Annotated in this window: 13 protein-coding genes; 8 read left to right on the top strand and 5 right to left on the bottom strand. The window is 33.1% G+C overall.

The window, feature by feature from the left end; genetic code table 11:
* Positions 1–168: 168 nt before the first annotated feature.
* Positions 169–2,040 (top strand): tRNA uridine-5-carboxymethylaminomethyl(34) synthesis enzyme MnmG, encoded by a 1,872-nt coding sequence (gene mnmG, locus RB619_RS04680; protein ID WP_308094786.1) that lies wholly within the window; start codon positions 169–171, stop codon positions 2,038–2,040.
* A gap of 316 nt (positions 2,041–2,356) precedes the next feature.
* Complete coding sequence (locus RB619_RS04675; protein WP_308094783.1) at positions 2,357–3,205, top strand: class I SAM-dependent methyltransferase; 849 nt, start codon at positions 2,357–2,359, stop codon at positions 3,203–3,205.
* Here the strand turns inward: RB619_RS04675 and RB619_RS04670 are convergent.
* Positions 3,191–3,433 carry a hypothetical protein gene (locus RB619_RS04670; protein WP_308094781.1) on the bottom strand — a complete coding sequence of 81 codons (243 nt, stop codon included), beginning with the start codon at positions 3,431–3,433 and terminating at the stop codon, positions 3,191–3,193. The genes RB619_RS04675 and RB619_RS04670 overlap by 15 nt on opposite strands.
* A gap of 401 nt (positions 3,434–3,834) precedes the next feature.
* On the opposite strand from RB619_RS04670, the gene RB619_RS04665 reads away from it, so the two are divergent.
* From RB619_RS04665 to RB619_RS04655, 3 genes are all read left to right on the top strand, one after another.
* The gene (locus RB619_RS04665; RefSeq protein WP_308094779.1) at positions 3,835–4,416 is read left to right on the top strand and encodes an OmpH family outer membrane protein; all 582 of its coding nucleotides are present in this window, start codon (positions 3,835–3,837) and stop codon (positions 4,414–4,416) included.
* Between the two features lie 105 nt (positions 4,417–4,521).
* On the top strand, positions 4,522–6,801 hold the full coding sequence (locus tag RB619_RS04660) for a helix-turn-helix domain-containing protein (RefSeq protein ID WP_308094778.1): 2,280 nt from the start codon (positions 4,522–4,524) through the stop codon (positions 6,799–6,801).
* A 181-nt stretch (positions 6,802–6,982) separates the two neighbouring features.
* Positions 6,983–7,744: a hypothetical protein gene (locus RB619_RS04655; RefSeq protein ID WP_308094777.1), complete on the top strand. Its 762-nt coding sequence runs from the start codon at positions 6,983–6,985 to the stop codon at positions 7,742–7,744.
* Positions 7,745–7,779: 35 nt separating this feature from the next.
* Here RB619_RS04655 and RB619_RS04650 read toward each other — a convergent pair whose 3' ends face one another.
* Both RB619_RS04650 and RB619_RS04645 read right to left on the bottom strand, forming a co-directional pair.
* Positions 7,780–8,247, bottom strand: coding sequence for a hypothetical protein (locus RB619_RS04650; protein ID WP_308094776.1), 468 nt, complete (start codon positions 8,245–8,247; stop codon positions 7,780–7,782).
* Positions 8,248–8,375: 128 nt separating this feature from the next.
* Positions 8,376–9,341 carry an SPOR domain-containing protein gene (locus RB619_RS04645; protein ID WP_308094774.1) on the bottom strand — a complete coding sequence of 322 codons (966 nt, stop codon included), beginning with the start codon at positions 9,339–9,341 and terminating at the stop codon, positions 8,376–8,378.
* A 238-nt stretch (positions 9,342–9,579) separates the two neighbouring features.
* On the opposite strand from RB619_RS04645, the gene dprA reads away from it, so the two are divergent.
* Positions 9,580–10,680: a DNA-processing protein DprA gene (dprA, locus tag RB619_RS04640; protein ID WP_308094772.1), complete on the top strand. Its 1,101-nt coding sequence runs from the start codon at positions 9,580–9,582 to the stop codon at positions 10,678–10,680.
* Between the two features lie 74 nt (positions 10,681–10,754).
* Positions 10,755–11,603 carry a hypothetical protein gene (locus tag RB619_RS04635; RefSeq protein ID WP_308094770.1) on the top strand — a complete coding sequence of 283 codons (849 nt, stop codon included), beginning with the start codon at positions 10,755–10,757 and terminating at the stop codon, positions 11,601–11,603.
* 69 nt (positions 11,604–11,672) lie between these two features.
* Here RB619_RS04635 and trpS read toward each other — a convergent pair whose 3' ends face one another.
* A complete protein-coding gene (gene trpS, locus RB619_RS04630; RefSeq protein ID WP_308094768.1) occupies positions 11,673–12,647 on the bottom strand; it encodes a tryptophan--tRNA ligase in 975 nt (324 codons plus the stop codon).
* 193 nt (positions 12,648–12,840) lie between these two features.
* Between trpS and RB619_RS04625 the strand changes: the two genes are divergently transcribed.
* A complete protein-coding gene (locus RB619_RS04625) occupies positions 12,841–13,626 on the top strand; it encodes a lysophospholipid acyltransferase family protein (protein WP_308094766.1) in 786 nt (261 codons plus the stop codon).
* 540 nt (positions 13,627–14,166) lie between these two features.
* Here RB619_RS04625 and recA read toward each other — a convergent pair.
* Positions 14,167–15,174 (bottom strand): recombinase RecA, encoded by a 1,008-nt coding sequence (gene recA / locus RB619_RS04620; protein WP_308094763.1) that lies wholly within the window; start codon positions 15,172–15,174, stop codon positions 14,167–14,169.
* Positions 15,175–15,277 lie beyond the last annotated feature (103 nt).

Below are 15,277 nucleotides of genomic sequence, written 5' to 3'. Positions count from 1 at the left end.
AGCGACATGTGTTCCACGTGGAACTTTTAAGTTTTAGTTTTGAAAGGTGAAATCTAAAATCTGAAACTTGAAACTTGAAACAAAACAACAGTTCCACGTGGAACAAAAGAAAAATAAAGTTAATTCTGAGAACTGCCTTAAACGGTTTCCAGAGAATAATAAAACAAAATGTTTTTAGAAGAATACGATGTTATTGTAGTTGGTGCTGGTCATGCAGGATCTGAAGCCGCGGCAGCGGCCGCAAATTTGGGATCCAAAACTTTGTTGGTAACAATGAGTTTGCAGAACATAGCCCAGATGTCTTGCAATCCTGCAATGGGAGGAATTGCAAAAGGACAAATTGTTCGCGAGATCGATGCGCTTGGAGGTTACTCCGGAATTGTTTCAGATCGAACTGCAATTCAGTTTAAGATGTTGAACAAATCGAAAGGACCAGCAATGTGGTCGCCAAGAGTTCAAAGTGATCGAATGCGTTTTGCAGAAGAATGGAGAATGATGTTGGAGGGAACTCCAAATTTAGATTTTTACCAAGAAATGGTGAAAGGTCTGATTATCGAGAACGGAAAGATAAAAGGAATTCGAACTTCGCTTGGAGTTGAGATTCGTTCCAAATCGGTTGTGTTGACAAACGGAACTTTTTTGAACGGATTGATTCATATTGGAGAAAAACAATTCGGTGGAGGAAGAGCAGGCGAAAGTGCTGCAACTGGAATTACCGAAGATTTAGTGAATGCCGGTTTCGAAGCTGGAAGAATGAAAACGGGAACACCGCCACGAGTTGATGGGCGTTCTTTGGATTATTCGAAAATGAACGAAGAAAAAGGAGATGCAAAACCGGATAAGTTTTCTTATTCGGATTTAACCGTTCCGTTAACGCATCAGCGTTCTTGTCATATGACATATACGTCGCTAGATGTTCATGATATTTTGAGATCTGGTTTTGATCGTTCACCGATGTTCAACGGAAGAATAAAAAGTTTAGGTCCGAGGTATTGTCCTTCGATTGAAGATAAGATTAATCGTTTTGCAGATAAAGAACGTCACCAACTTTTTGTTGAACCAGAAGGATGGAAAACTTGTGAAGTTTACGTAAACGGATTTTCAACTTCGCTTCCGGAGGATATTCAATTTAAAGCTTTGCGTACCGTTGTCGGTTTTGAGAATGTAAAATTTCTTCGTCCAGGTTACGCGATCGAATATGATTATTTCCCACCGACGCAATTGAAACATACTTTGGAAACAAAGTTAGTTGAAGGGTTGTATTTTGCCGGACAAATTAATGGAACGACAGGATATGAAGAAGCAGCTTCGCAAGGTTTGATGGCCGGAATAAATGCTCATTTAAAAGTGCACGAAAAAGCGCCGTTAATTTTAAAGCGTGATGAAGCTTATATTGGAGTTTTGATTGACGACTTGATTACAAAAGGAACGGAAGAACCATATCGTATGTTTACATCGAGAGCAGAATATAGAACATTGTTGCGACAAGATAATGCCGATTTCAGATTGACGCCAATGTCATTCGAAATTGGTTTGGCTTCTGAAGCAAGAATGCGAAGAATGGAACACAAACTAAACGAGTCTGAAAAGATGGTTTCTTTTTTTAGAGAAACTAGTGTAACGGTTGCTGAGACAAATCCAATTTTGGAAGCGAAAGAATCAGCGTCAATTTCGCAAGGTGATAAAATGTTTAAGATTTTCTCACGTCCGCAGATCGAATTGGAGGATATGTTGAAATTTGAAAAAGTAGATTCGTATATCAAAGAAAATGATTTGGATGAAGAAATTGTTGAGCAAGCAGTAATCCAAGTTAAATATTCTGGCTACATCGAAAAGGAAAGAAATAACGCTGATAAACTAAATCGTTTAGAAGAAGTAAAAATTCCAGAGAATTTCGATTACAATAAAATTAAATCAATGTCAATTGAAGCAAAACAAAAATTAAGCAAAATTCGTCCTGTGACCATTTCTCAAGCTTCAAGAATTAGCGGCGTTTCACCAAGTGATATTTCCGTGCTTTTGATTTATATGGGAAGATAAAAAATGTTTCAAGTTTCAGGTTTCACGTTTTTGTGGAATCTGAAATTTTGTTTTTATTTATTTTTCGTTCCACGTGAAACTTGAAACCTGAAACAAAGAAAACCTGAAACAAAAATAAATTGTTCCACGTGAAACTTTTTTTAAAAGTAGTGCGTTGGATTATTTTGAAATAAAAAATTGATAATCGTAGAGATGGGCAGTAGTCCATCTTTTTACGGTTTGATTGAAAAATAAAAAAATAAATGTTTAGATGAACTTCTGTTCAATTCTGAATAAATTCAAACCCGAATTCTATTAAATAACTATTAATTAAAAAATGGACGTTTTAAATAAAAAACATTTTCTTACCGTAAAAGACCATTCTGTTTCAAAAGAAATTTTCGATTTGTATCATGATGAAGATCTTGATATGCTGATCACATCTCCGCAACCCGATTTAGAAAATTTAGGAAGATATTACGAAAGCGAAGATTATATTTCGCACACAGATAACAAACGTTCTGTTTTTGAAAAAGCATATCATTTTGTAAAAAGTATCGCTTTAAAAAATAAACTGAATTTAATTAATTCGGAACAAACTCAAAAAGGAAAAATTTTAGACATCGGTGCAGGAACTGGTGATTTTTTGCTGACAGCAAAAAATGACGGTTGGAATGTAATTGGAGTTGAACCAAGCGATCGTGCAAAAAATATTGCTAAGCAAAAGGGTATTTCATTTGTTGAAGAAATCAGCGAACTTGAAAATAATTCTTTTGACGTAATTACGATGTGGCACGTTTTGGAACACGTTCCAAATTTAGAACTTCAAATTCAAGAATTGAAGCGTTTGCTTAAGCCAACTGGAACATTAATTGTTGCGGTTCCAAATTTTAAATCATTCGACGCAAAACACTACAGAGAATTTTGGGCAGCTTTTGATGTGCCAATTCATTTTTGGCATTTTTCAAAAAAAGCGATTCAATTGCTTTTTGAAAAAGTGGATATGAAATTAGAAAAAGTACTTCCAATGAAATTTGATTCATTTTATGTGAGTCTTCTTTCTGAAAAATACAAAACAGGAAAAATGAATTTTATCAGCGCATTTTTTGTCGGTTTGCGATCAAATTTAAAAGCGTCGTCTACAAAAGAGTATTCATCGCACATTTACGTCCTAAAAAACAACTAAAACGCAAAATAAGCGCATTTGAAGCGTTTTCTCGACTAAATCGAGGGTTTGTGTTGTTTTTTTTGAAAAAACACCTCTAATAAAGGCTATGAAAGTCACTTTTAATAGTGATATTTTATAGCTTTTTTTTGATCCATAAAGAAAACTAATACCTTCGAATTGGGAGTTTTTTTCGGTTTTTTGTTTCCATTTTTCTCTTTCTTTTAAAATGAAAATTTTAGAAATCATTCAAAGGAAATTTTTCATTTTAAATTTTGAAAAGACGAAATTTTTGGAAATGAAAGTTTGTTTGTACTTTTTTCTCTCATTTTCTAATTCAAATTTTATAAATAGAAGTTCAAAAAAGTTTTCTTCACAAATTTATATACGAGAAAGACTCAAAAGATAAAATAAGCAGATTTAAGAGGTTTTATTAAGTAAAACGAGGATTTGCGTTGTCTTTTTTGAGAACATATCTTAAATAAAAGCTATGAAAGCCACTTTTAATAATGATATTTTATAGAATGCTTTTATGCCATAAAGAAAACTAATATCATAAATTTTTAGCATTTTTTAAACTTTATGTTGGTGCTATTTATTTTTTTATATTTTTGTCTTTCATACCAATAAAAAAAAATAGAAATTTAGAAATGAAAAAAGCATTAGTAATTATCGCACTTTCAATTTTAGTTGTTTCATGTGAGAAAGCAGCCGAGGTAAAGGAAGTAAAAACAGCTTACGTAGATACTTCAGTTTTAATGAAAGAATACACTGAAGCAAAAGACCTAGAAGCAAAATACAAAGCTCAGGCGGAGGAAAAAGGGAGACAACTACAAGCTGAAATTACTCGTTTTAAACAAGACGCTGCTAATTTTCAAAGTCAAGCGCAGGCAAATGGCCAGCAATGGGCACAACAAAGAGGAGCTGAATTGCAAAAAAGAGAGCAACAATTGGGTTATGCTCAACAAGCTTTATCGCAACAATTACAGCAAGAAAGCGGTGTAGAAATGGATTCTTTAATCAGTGGTGTTAAAAAATTCATCAAAGATTACGGTAAAAAGAACGGTTACGCATACATTTATGGTACAGGTGATGCTGCATCAATTTTATATGCTGAAGATAAATTTGATATCACTAAAGATATCATCAAAGAATTGAATGAAAAGTACAAAGCAGCTCCAAAAACCGATGGAAAGCCTGCAGTAAAAGAAGGTGAAGAGGCAAAAAAATAAACTACCAAACTAACTAAATTAAATGAAGAAACCTAAATCAGTTGCTGATTTAGGTTTTTTTCTTTTATAAAAATGCGATACTTTTGACGTTTAATATCTGCCAGAATGCAAAACGTTTCAGAAGCTGCTGCTTACACCTTACAATTCATAAATCAAACGCAAAAATCGATCTTTCTTACCGGTAAAGCGGGCACCGGAAAGACAACGCTTTTGCGTGAAATTATTGCTACTACGCACAAAAATACTGTTGTTGTAGCGCCTACAGGTATTGCAGCGCTAAATGCCGGCGGTGTTACGATTCATTCTATGTTTCAGTTGCCTTTTTCGGCTTTTATTCCTTCTTACGAAGAAAGTTCTCAGTTTACAGAAACGGTTAAATTTGAGAATAAAGAATCACTACGCAGGCATTTCAAAATGAACAATGTCAAGCGAAATGTGATTCGAAATATGGAGCTGTTGATTATTGATGAAGTCAGTATGCTTCGTGCCGATTTACTGGATGCTATTGATTTTATGATGCAGACAGTTCGAAGAAATACCCGTGCTTTTGGTGGTGTTCAGGTACTTTTTATTGGCGATTTATTACAGCTTCCGCCAGTAATTCGTGATGAAGAATGGCGAACTTTGCGTAACTATTACAAAGGAAAATTCTTTTTTCATTCACATGTAATTCAGCAAAATCCGCCTTTGTATATTGAATTGTCTAAGATTTATCGTCAAAGTGATGATGTCTTTATTTCTGTTTTAAATAATCTTCGAAACAACCAAATTACAAAAGAGGACGTTCAGGTTTTAAATCAATATGTAAAACCCGATTTTGACCTAAAAATGAACCCCGGTTTTATAACCCTAACAACGCACAATGCAAAGGCAGATGCAATCAATGAACAGGCAATCAATGATTTACCTGGAATTGAATTTTCTTATCAACCCTTTGTAGTTCACGACTTTCCCGAGAAAATTTTTCCAGTTGAAGAGAATTTGAAATTAAAAGTTGGCGCACAAGTTATGTTCGTCAAAAATGATTTGTCTTTTGAAAAGCGATATTTCAACGGAAAAATGGGAATCATTAAATCGCTTTCAGCAGAAGAGATTTTTGTTCATTTTCCAGAAGAAAATAAAACCATTGAAGTCGAAAAATACGAGTGGAAAAATATCCGATACAAAGTAAATGAGCTCACAAAGGAAATTGAAGAAGAAGTTTTAGGAACTTTTGCACATTATCCGCTAAAATTGGCGTGGGCAATTACGGTTCATAAAAGTCAAGGATTAACTTTTGAGAAAGCAGCGCTCGATGTATCGCAAGTTTTTCTGCCCGGACAGGCATATGTCGCACTTTCGCGTTTAACGTCTTTAAATGGGCTTATTTTGCTTTCTTCGATACAAATGAACGGACTTTCGAATGATCAAGATGTGATGGATTATGCTTTGAACAAAGCTTCGGAAGATGATTTGAAAAATTCGCTTCATTTTGAAACTAAAAATTTTATTCACAACTATTTGATTAACAGTTTTAATTGGACAGATTTAGCACAAGAATGGCGCAATCACCGTTTCAGTTATAATGAAAATGCAACGGGATCTGAAAAAGCTAAACATTCGGCGTGGGCACACAAACGTTTGGACACAATCGAAGCGCTAGTAAATCCTTCGCAGAAATTTATAAATCAGCTTAATAAGATTTTCAGTAGTGAAACTGTCGATTTGGTTTTTGTAAAAGAAAGAGTAGAGGCGGCTTACGATTATTTTTTCAAGCCAATGGATAAGCTGGTTACAGATCTTTTAAGTAAAATGGCTGAAATTCAAAAATTTAAAAAGGTTAAGGAATTTTATGAAGAATTGTCGTTGTTAGACGATTTACAAACAAAAGCTGTTTTACGTTTAATGAAAGCGAAACTGTTGGTTGAAATAGTAGTTTCCCGTGAAACAATCAGTAAAGAAAGTCTGACTTCTCCAGCGATAAAAAATTATAAAACCGATAAAATTTCTAAAATCAAAGAGGAATTTAAAATGTCGAATACCGACATGTTTCAGGTTGAAGAGCCTGTTACGCGTTATTCTTATAAAAAAGCTGATAAAGAAGCTGAAAAAGCGATAAAAAAAACCACTGTAGAAGAAACATACGATCTGTGGATCGAGAAAAATTCTATTGAAGATATTGCACGCATCAGAAAATTGACCGTACAAACAGTCGAGACGCATTTAATTAAACTGATTCAGACTAAAAAAGTGGATATTGTTGATGTTCTTCCAGATGATAAAATTCTGGCGCTTCGTGATGCTTTTGAGTTTTATCAAGAAGAATCTTTGAGTCCGTTGAAGGAAAAATACGGTGATGAATTTACTTGGGATGAACTTAAAATGTTTAAAGCCAGCATAAACTGATTTTAGATTTCCTATAAAAACATTATGTAAAATAGAAAACTAAAATAATTTTGTTTGCCTTAGAATTGTTCCACGTCAAACAAATTATTGAAGGGAGTAACTCTAAAAAATACTAAATTTAATTTGATTATATTTGATTGTTTTTGTGATAGTTAGTTTTTAATTAAAAAATATTTTTAAGATGAAAAGAAGCTATTTATTTTTAATTCTATCGATTTTAATCAGCGATTATGCATCTGCCCAAGAAGCAAGTTCAGAGTATCAGATTTTTGCAAAACGGTTTATTGAAAACGTAAAAAGCAACAAAAAAGAAACATTGGCAGATCTGGTTGTTTACCCATTAAATCGGGAATATCCAATACCTGATATAATCGACAAAGCCGATTTTATAAAGCGGTACGACGAAGTGTTTGATGCAAATTTTAAAAGTGAAATCATAAAATCTAACCCTAAAAAAAATTGGTATGATATGGGTTTGCGGGGTACAATGCTTGACAAAGGAAGCATTTGGCTAGATGTAGACGGAAGGTTGACGGCAGTGAACTATTTGTCGAAATTTGAAATTGATCTGAGAAAGAAACTGATCGCCGCGCAGAAAAATGGTTTAGATGAAAGTATCGCTTATTTCCAGACTCCAATATGCATTTTAGAAACGGATAAATTTACTATCAGAATCGATGACCTAGGTAAAAAAAATTATCGTTTTGCATCATGGGCTGCTGGAAAAAAGATGAGCGAAAAGCCCGATATGATTCTTTACAACGGAAAACTTATTGTAGAAGGTATCGGTGGCAATCACCAATATGAATTTACAAACGATAAATATACTTACGAATGTGCAATTATAATTTTGGGCGAAAAAAATTCCCCTCCGGCTCGATTTACGATATATCAAGGCAGTAAAAAAATACTAATTCAAGATGCAAAAATTGTTTCACGATAAACAAAAAGCCTATTCAATTCGAATAGGCTTTTTGTTTACAGCGCATACATGACTTTTTCAAGCTCTTTTTGCTGCGTTATTTGCGTTAATTTTAGTTTTTGAATACTTACCTCGTTTTCTTTGGTTTTTAGCCTTTGTTTCGTTGTTTCTTCTTCTGAAATTGAAGTCGTGTTGATTTTGTTCTCAATTTTTTGATTTTCCTTCTCAAGTTTACTGATTTTGTCTTTTGTTGACTTCAGATTATTTTCAGATTTGGTTAGGTTTTTCTTTTTTGATTCTACTTCTTTTTTTTGTTTTTCAAGCTCTTTTTGCTGTTTGCTTAATTCCGAAATTCGATCATCAAGTTTTCTATGATTTTCTGCCGAAGTTCTTAGCGCTTCTTTTTCAGCTTTTTGAAACTCTAATTCTTGTTGTGTTTGATCTTTATTAATTTGTTGCGCAATAAAGTATTGTGAATTTAGAAAGAGCATTGCAACGGCAAACGTTTTGAATATTTTTTTCATCCTTTTTTAAGTTTTATTAAAAACGAAATTATAAGTGGATGAGATTTAAAACGGAAAGTTTACGCCTTTTAAACAATAGAATAAGGCAAAAAAAAAACCGATTCAATTGAACCAGTTTTTTTTGGAATTTATAAGTTTTCGACTAAAATCCATGCATCTGGATTTTCGCCTTTTTGTATTTCTTTTTGAGCTTTTGTTGCTTCGGCCATTGTTGCATAACTTCCGTATAAAACCGGGAATAAGCCATGTTTGTTTTCACCAAGCATTCGCGCCTGATAACCATCTTTAATCAATTGGTTATATGCTTTTCGTGCATTTTCTTCGCTTCTAAAAGCACCAGCCATAATGTGGTACGGCATTAGTTTAGCTTCAGGCGATTCTACTTTTGCAGAATCAACAGAAAGCGTTACTGCTGGCAAAGGATTTTGAATAAAGAAAGTCGCTTCTTGAATTTTGTTCTCTACTTTTTTCTGAACAGCGCTTTCAACAACTAATGTTTGCGATGCAATTTGATTTTGGTATAATGGATATCCAATACTTCCTGTAATTCCAAGTCCTAGAACAAAAATAGCCGCATATTTTAGGAACGAATTTGACGAACGTGTTTCTTCATCATTATAAAGAGCCACAGTTTCTTTCTCCGAAATTACTTCTAATTTGCGCTCAAGAACTTCTTTTTTGATAACAGGAGAAATAAACGGACTTAGTCCAAACGAAGTTGCTAAATAGTTTGTTTGATCATTTGGTGTGAAAATGATATTTTTTTCAGAATTCAAACGAATATCACCAATGTTTTTTAAACTGATTGTTCCGTCTTCTTCAAGTGTTTTTTTCCAGCTTAAAACTTCAAAAGCAATAGCGCTTACAGCAAAACCGTATGATGTTTTTTCAGCATGTGCAATATGATTAGCAAGCAAACCGTCATTGTTTTTTAAATGACTGTTAAAAGTGATCATTTTTTTTGGCGGAGAGAAAGAATTAGTGTTTTCATTCAGCTGCGCTGACTGAATTTCCGTCAAAAATGCACCAAAGCCTGGAACCGTTACACACTGATAACGATACAATAACTGTCCTATGTAAGTTTCGATTTTCATAGTAACAAAGTTATGGAACGAATATAGTTATCAAAATTTTATTCACAATTTTTATTAACAATTGAGATTATTTTATATACAATTAATTATCAATTATTTAAATATTGATGAATGAGATTTAACAAATGCTCATAAGTATAAAATTATAAATTTATTAAGAAATTACTTTAAATTAACCATATTTGCAGCTTTAAATTGTTTTAGTTTTTAATTCTATTTTACATAATATTTTTAAACAATGTCAGACCAGGAATTATTTTACTTGTTAGCCTTACTTAAAGTGGATGGAGTGGGTGATATTATGGCGAAAAAATTACTGACACATTGTGGAAGTGCCGAAGCAGTTTTTAAAGCAAAATCGATTCAAATTGCCGGAATAGATGGAGTTGGTTCTGTTTTGCTTAAAAATTTGAAAGACAAAACTGTTTTTGAAAAAGCAAATCAAGAACTCGAATTTATAAAATCAGATGGAATAAATGTTTCGTATTTTCAAGATGAAAGTTATCCTGAGCGCCTAAAACATTGTATTGATGGACCTGTTTTGTTGTTTACTTCTGGAAATATTGATCTAAAAGGAAAAAAAATAATAAGTATTGTAGGGACTCGACAAGTTACCTCTTACGGAATTGATTTTTGTAAAAAACTTATTGAAGATCTTGTACCACTAGATCCTGTAATCGTTAGTGGCTTTGCTTATGGTGTTGATATTGTGGCACATCAGTTAGCGATGGAAAATAACTTGCAGACGATTGGTGTTTTGGCACATGGATTAAATCAAATTTATCCCAAAACGCACAAAAAGTATATTGCAAAAATGGAAGAAAACGGTGGATTTATTACAGAATTTTGGAGCTCTTCAAATCCTGATAAAGAGAAGTTTGTGCGTCGCAACCGAATTGTGGCCGGAATGACGGAGGCAACAATTGTGATAGAATCTGCAGACAGAGGAGGATCATTAATCACAGCCAATTTAGCTAATGATTATAATCGTGAAGTTTTTGCTGTTCCGGGACGTGTTTCTGATAGATACAGTCAAGGTTGCAATGATTTAATTAAAACGCAAAAAGCAAATGTACTTACAAGTGTGGCCGATTTGATTTATGTCCTGAATTGGGATCTTGAAAATAAGCAAAAAACAATTCAAAGACAGCTTTTTGTTGAGTTGAATCCTGATGAGGAAAACATTTATAATTTCCTGATTAAAAACGGAAAAGAACTATTAGATATAATTGCTTTAGAGTGTAATTTCCCGATTTTTAAAATATCTGGAATTCTTTTAAATATGGAACTCAAAGGATTAATTCGACCCTTGCCAGGCAAAATGTTTGAGGCTATTTAAGTGTTTTTTTAACACTGAAATTAGGATTAAATGATTTAAAGAATATATTTGTTTAACCAAAAACCTAAAGTTAAATGAATATAATTGAACTATTTGAAAATGCCGGAATCTACAAAGAAAACCTGAGAGATTTCAGCCCCGAAGACATTGAAAAAGCAAGACGACAGTTTGAAATTGAACGCTCAGGAAACTCAAATTTACAGCCAGATCTAGGCGATAATTTAGTTTTAGCGATGACTAATTTTGCTGGACAATTGTTGTTTATTTCTAACAATCGAATCTTATATAATTTCTTTTCTAAAAAGAATTATTCACGTAACAGATTTAGTTCTGATTATACAGTTTCTTCCAGTAAAGCTGATGTTCAGGCGTTTATTGATAAATTTTTATCGAAAGATTTAGATTCAATTTTAGATCAATTGATTGAACAAAATAGATTTGATAACATTGATGATCTTTTGGAAGTTAAGGAATATCTTCCTGAAAATTCTTTGGAAAATTTAAGCAAGAAATTATCTGAAAAGCTTGATTTTGCAGCAAATTCAATTAATGGAAGCTTGCAATTAAATGATATAAATAGAACAGTTGAATTCCTTAAATATCGCAGTTTTTATGTTTTAGTTTCTCATTTCAGATCTGCTGAAAAAGATGAAAAAATTAAAACAGTTTACAACAAGGTTTATAATTTGCATAGTAATTCGGCAGTGAGACATGAATTAATGAACCCAATGATTTCATCATTAGTGAATTATAATGCAGTTAATTTTGAACTGAATAATTTGTTCCGAAAAAACAAAGATGCTCTTGATGTAGCAAACGAAAGAGTAACTGATTCTGGAGGTTCTTCAGGCCTTTCTGGCTGGTCAATCTTTGCGATTATAGTGATTATTTTACGCGTGATTATGGCGTTGGCACGAGCTTAGAAGTCTAATTATAGAATATAAAAAAGCCTGAGAGATTAATTTTCTTTCAGGCTTTTTTTGTTTGATTTTTTATTTTTCAAATCCAAGAACGTTACGAACTTTTGCTAAAACTCCGTCGGCAACGATTGAAGCTTTTGCAGCACCTTTTTTCAGTAACGAATCTACTTCTTCAAGGTTGTTTATGTAGTAATTGTATTTTTCTCTTTCGGTTTTAAATTTTTCTGTAATCAATTCAAACAAAGCTTGTTTGGCATGACCGTAGCCGTAATTTCCACCTAAATAATTGGCTCTCATTTCAGCAATTTGAGCTTCATTCGCAAGTAAAGAATAAATTGCAAAAGCGTTGCAGGTATCCGGATTTTTAGGCTCTTCAAGTGGAGTACTGTCAGTTTCAATACTCATAACTTGTTTGCGTAAAACTTTATCATCAAGAAAAATATTGATGATGTTATTAGCAGATTTACTCATTTTTCCACCATTAGTTCCAGGAATCAACATGCTGTCTTCTTGAATCTTAGCTTCTGGAATTACAAAAGTTTCTCCCATTTGATGGTTAAAACGAGAAGCAACATCACGTGTAATTTCTAAATGTTGCAATTGGTCTTTTCCAACAGGAACAAATTCAGCATCATACAACAAAATATCGGCTGCCATTAACATCGGATATGTAAAAAGTCCAGCGTTAACGTCGTCTAAACGATCTGATTTATCTTTGAATGAATGTGCCAAAGTCAATCTTTGGAACGGAAAAAAACAGCTTAAATACCAAGTCAACTCGGCAGTTTGAGTTACATCAGATTGTCTGTAAAAAGTAACTTTATCAGGATTTAAACCACATGCAAGCCAAGCGGCAGCAGTGCTATATGTATTTTCTCTTAAAGTTTTACCGTCTTTAATTTGCGTGATTGAATGTAAATCGGCGATAAACAAATAAGATTCGTTTGCCGGATTGTTTGATAACTCAATTGCAGGAATAATTGCTCCCAATAAATTGCCTAAGTGCGGTGTTCCAGTACTCTGAACGCCAGTAAGTATTTTTGCCATTCTAGTTTTTCTTATTCTTTAACTGCAAAGATTGCAAGTTTATTTTTTCTAAACGCAAAGGTCGCAAAGTTTTTCGCAAAGTCCGCAAAGTTTATTAAACATCTGAATGATTTAAAGTTTTTTTTCAAAAAAAGTCTAAAAATCTAATGATCTAAAAATCTAAATTCACTCCCGTTTTCTTACATTTGAAGCTATGAAAATATTTAAAATTGTTTTTTGGGTTTTGTGGCGCATTTGGTTTTATGTTTTAATGGCCATTCCGATATTGATTATGTTGCCGTTTTTACTGATTTCTATCATATCAGAGAGCGGATACCCCTATTTTTTTAAAATGGCCCGCATTTGGTCTAAATTTATCCTTTACGGCATGGGTTTTTATTACAAAGTAAAGCGCGAGCAAAAGCTTATTAAAAACACAAGCTATATGATCGTCGCCAATCATACTTCGATGACAGATATTATGCTGATGTTGGCGATTATTAAAAATCCGTTTGTTTTTGTTGGAAAGAAAGAATTGGTGAAGATTCCGTTGTTTGGATTTTTCTACAAAAGGACTTGTATTTTAGTAGATAGAAATTCTTCAAAAAGTAAAAATGAAGTTTTCAAAAGAGCGCAAAACAGACTTAATCAAGGACTTAGTATTTGTATTTTTCCCGAAGGCGGTGTTCCAGATGATGAAAGTGTTTTATTGGATGAATTTAAAGACGGTGCTTTTCGTTTAGCAATTGATCACCAGATTCCAATTGTTCCGATTGTTTTTCCAGATAATAAAAAACGTTTTTCATATACTTTTTTAAGCGGAAGCCCTGGTAAAATGCGTGCAAGAATACTGCCATTTGTTGAAACAAGCGGATTGACAAGCGAAAACAGAAAAGAACTCCGCGACCAAGTAAGACATTTGATTTATGATGGATTGCTTGAATTTGAGCAGAAAGATTCGAAAAAATCGTTTTTAAAAACAGAACCCGGTAATCCTTAAGCATCAGGAATACCGGGTTTTCTTTTGAACTAAAATAACCCCTTATTTATATTCAAAATCTTATCTGTGAATAATTTTTTCCGAAATAAATCGTAATACTTTTTTGAATTTCAATTTGGTTTTTCTTCGGTTTTTACTGTACAACACTTCTATTTTCTCTTTCATGATTAAAAAACATTATTGGTTGATAATAAAGAGTTTGGTTAAAACTCAAGTTAACGTCACATTACTATAGAGAGCAAAAAATGAAAAAGGTTGCGTGAGATATCAAACTTTTTTTTCCAAAGAGAATAAAAACCCGTCAGCACCAAACCAACCAACGGATTTTTATTAAAAACAAATCAACCAAATTCATTCTAAAAATTTTCTAAATGGCACTTATGGCGATGCCAATTAAAATTGCATTACTATTTATTAGATGAATATTTTTTGAATGGTTGCGTGAACTTTTGTCTTTTTTTTTGCAAATAAAAAACCCGACAAGATTTTATCCTGCCGGGTTTCAAAAAAAAAGTCTGCAAACTGCAGACTTTTAAAGTTTTAGGCATTTGCCAATTCTTTCATATGATCTTTGATTTTAGCTTCTAATTCATCAGCTAATTCAGGATTATCTTTAATTAAAGCTTTAACAGCATCACGTCCTTGGCCTAATTTTGTATCTCCGTAGCTGAACCAAGATCCTGCTTTTTTAACGATTTCAAATTCAACCGCTAAATCAAGAATTTCTCCAGTTTTAGAAACACCTTCTCCGTACATAATGTCGAATTCAGCAGTTTTAAAAGGCGGTGCCACTTTATTTTTAACAATTTTAACTTTAGTTCTGTTTCCAATTACGTTTTCTCCATCTTTAATTTGAGAAGAACGACGAATATCTAAACGTACAGAAGCATAGAATTTTAATGCATTACCACCCGTTGTAGTTTCAGGATTTCCAAACATTACACCGATTTTCTCTCTTAATTGGTTAATAAAGAAAACAGTACAATTTGTTTTACTGATTGTTCCTGTCAATTTTCTCAAAGCTTGAGACATCAAACGCGCGTGAAGACCCATTTTAGAATCTCCCATTTCACCTTCGATTTCACTTTTTGGAGTCAAAGCCGCAACCGAGTCAATTACCACAATGTCAATAGCTCCAGAACGAATTAAGTTTTCAGCAATTTCTAAAGCTTGCTCGCCATTGTCTGGCTGAGAAATGATCAAGTTTTCGATATCTACGCCTAATTTTTCTGCATAATTTCTATCAAAAGCATGTTCAGCATCTATAAAAGCTGCAATTCCACCTGCTTTTTGAGCTTCGGCAATTGCATGTAAAGTTAAAGTAGTTTTACCAGACGATTCTGGCCCATATATTTCAATAATTCTTCCTTTTGGATATCCATTAACTCCAAGAGCTAAATCAACGCCAAGAGAGCCAGAAGAAATCGTTTCTACCTCCACAATAGCTTTGTCGCCCATTTTCATTACGGTTCCTTTTCCGTAGGTTTTGTCAAGTTTATCAAGCGTTAATTGTAATGCTTTTAATTTGGCTTCTTTGTCTGAACTCATCTTTTCTTAAATTATCTAAATGGTTATTTTTAGTCGTCAAAAAATAAAGAAGAATGTTTTCCCTCTTTTTTTGAGCGACTTATAATTTTGTAAAAATACTTCT

This window comes from Flavobacterium sp. LHD-80 (assembly GCF_030929605.1).
GTDB lineage: Bacteria > Bacteroidota > Bacteroidia > Flavobacteriales > Flavobacteriaceae > Flavobacterium.
This window is presented reverse-complemented; position numbering and strand designations above follow the sequence as displayed.

Coding starts and splice junctions, on each gene's coding strand:
- mnmG (WP_308094786.1), top strand. CDS start 169: ATGTTTTTAGAAGAATACGATGTTATTGTAGTTGGTGCTGGTCATGCA.
- RB619_RS04675 (WP_308094783.1), top strand. CDS start 2,357: ATGGACGTTTTAAATAAAAAACATTTTCTTACCGTAAAAGACCATTCT.
- RB619_RS04670 (WP_308094781.1), bottom strand. CDS start 3,433: ATGATTTCTAAAATTTTCATTTTAAAAGAAAGAGAAAAATGGAAACAA.
- RB619_RS04665 (WP_308094779.1), top strand. CDS start 3,835: ATGAAAAAAGCATTAGTAATTATCGCACTTTCAATTTTAGTTGTTTCA.
- RB619_RS04660 (WP_308094778.1), top strand. CDS start 4,522: ATGCAAAACGTTTCAGAAGCTGCTGCTTACACCTTACAATTCATAAAT.
- RB619_RS04655 (WP_308094777.1), top strand. CDS start 6,983: ATGAAAAGAAGCTATTTATTTTTAATTCTATCGATTTTAATCAGCGAT.
- RB619_RS04650 (WP_308094776.1), bottom strand. CDS start 8,247: ATGAAAAAAATATTCAAAACGTTTGCCGTTGCAATGCTCTTTCTAAAT.
- RB619_RS04645 (WP_308094774.1), bottom strand. CDS start 9,341: ATGAAAATCGAAACTTACATAGGACAGTTATTGTATCGTTATCAGTGT.
- dprA (WP_308094772.1), top strand. CDS start 9,580: ATGTCAGACCAGGAATTATTTTACTTGTTAGCCTTACTTAAAGTGGAT.
- RB619_RS04635 (WP_308094770.1), top strand. CDS start 10,755: ATGAATATAATTGAACTATTTGAAAATGCCGGAATCTACAAAGAAAAC.
- trpS (WP_308094768.1), bottom strand. CDS start 12,647: ATGGCAAAAATACTTACTGGCGTTCAGAGTACTGGAACACCGCACTTA.
- RB619_RS04625 (WP_308094766.1), top strand. CDS start 12,841: ATGAAAATATTTAAAATTGTTTTTTGGGTTTTGTGGCGCATTTGGTTT.
- recA (WP_308094763.1), bottom strand. CDS start 15,174: ATGAGTTCAGACAAAGAAGCCAAATTAAAAGCATTACAATTAACGCTT.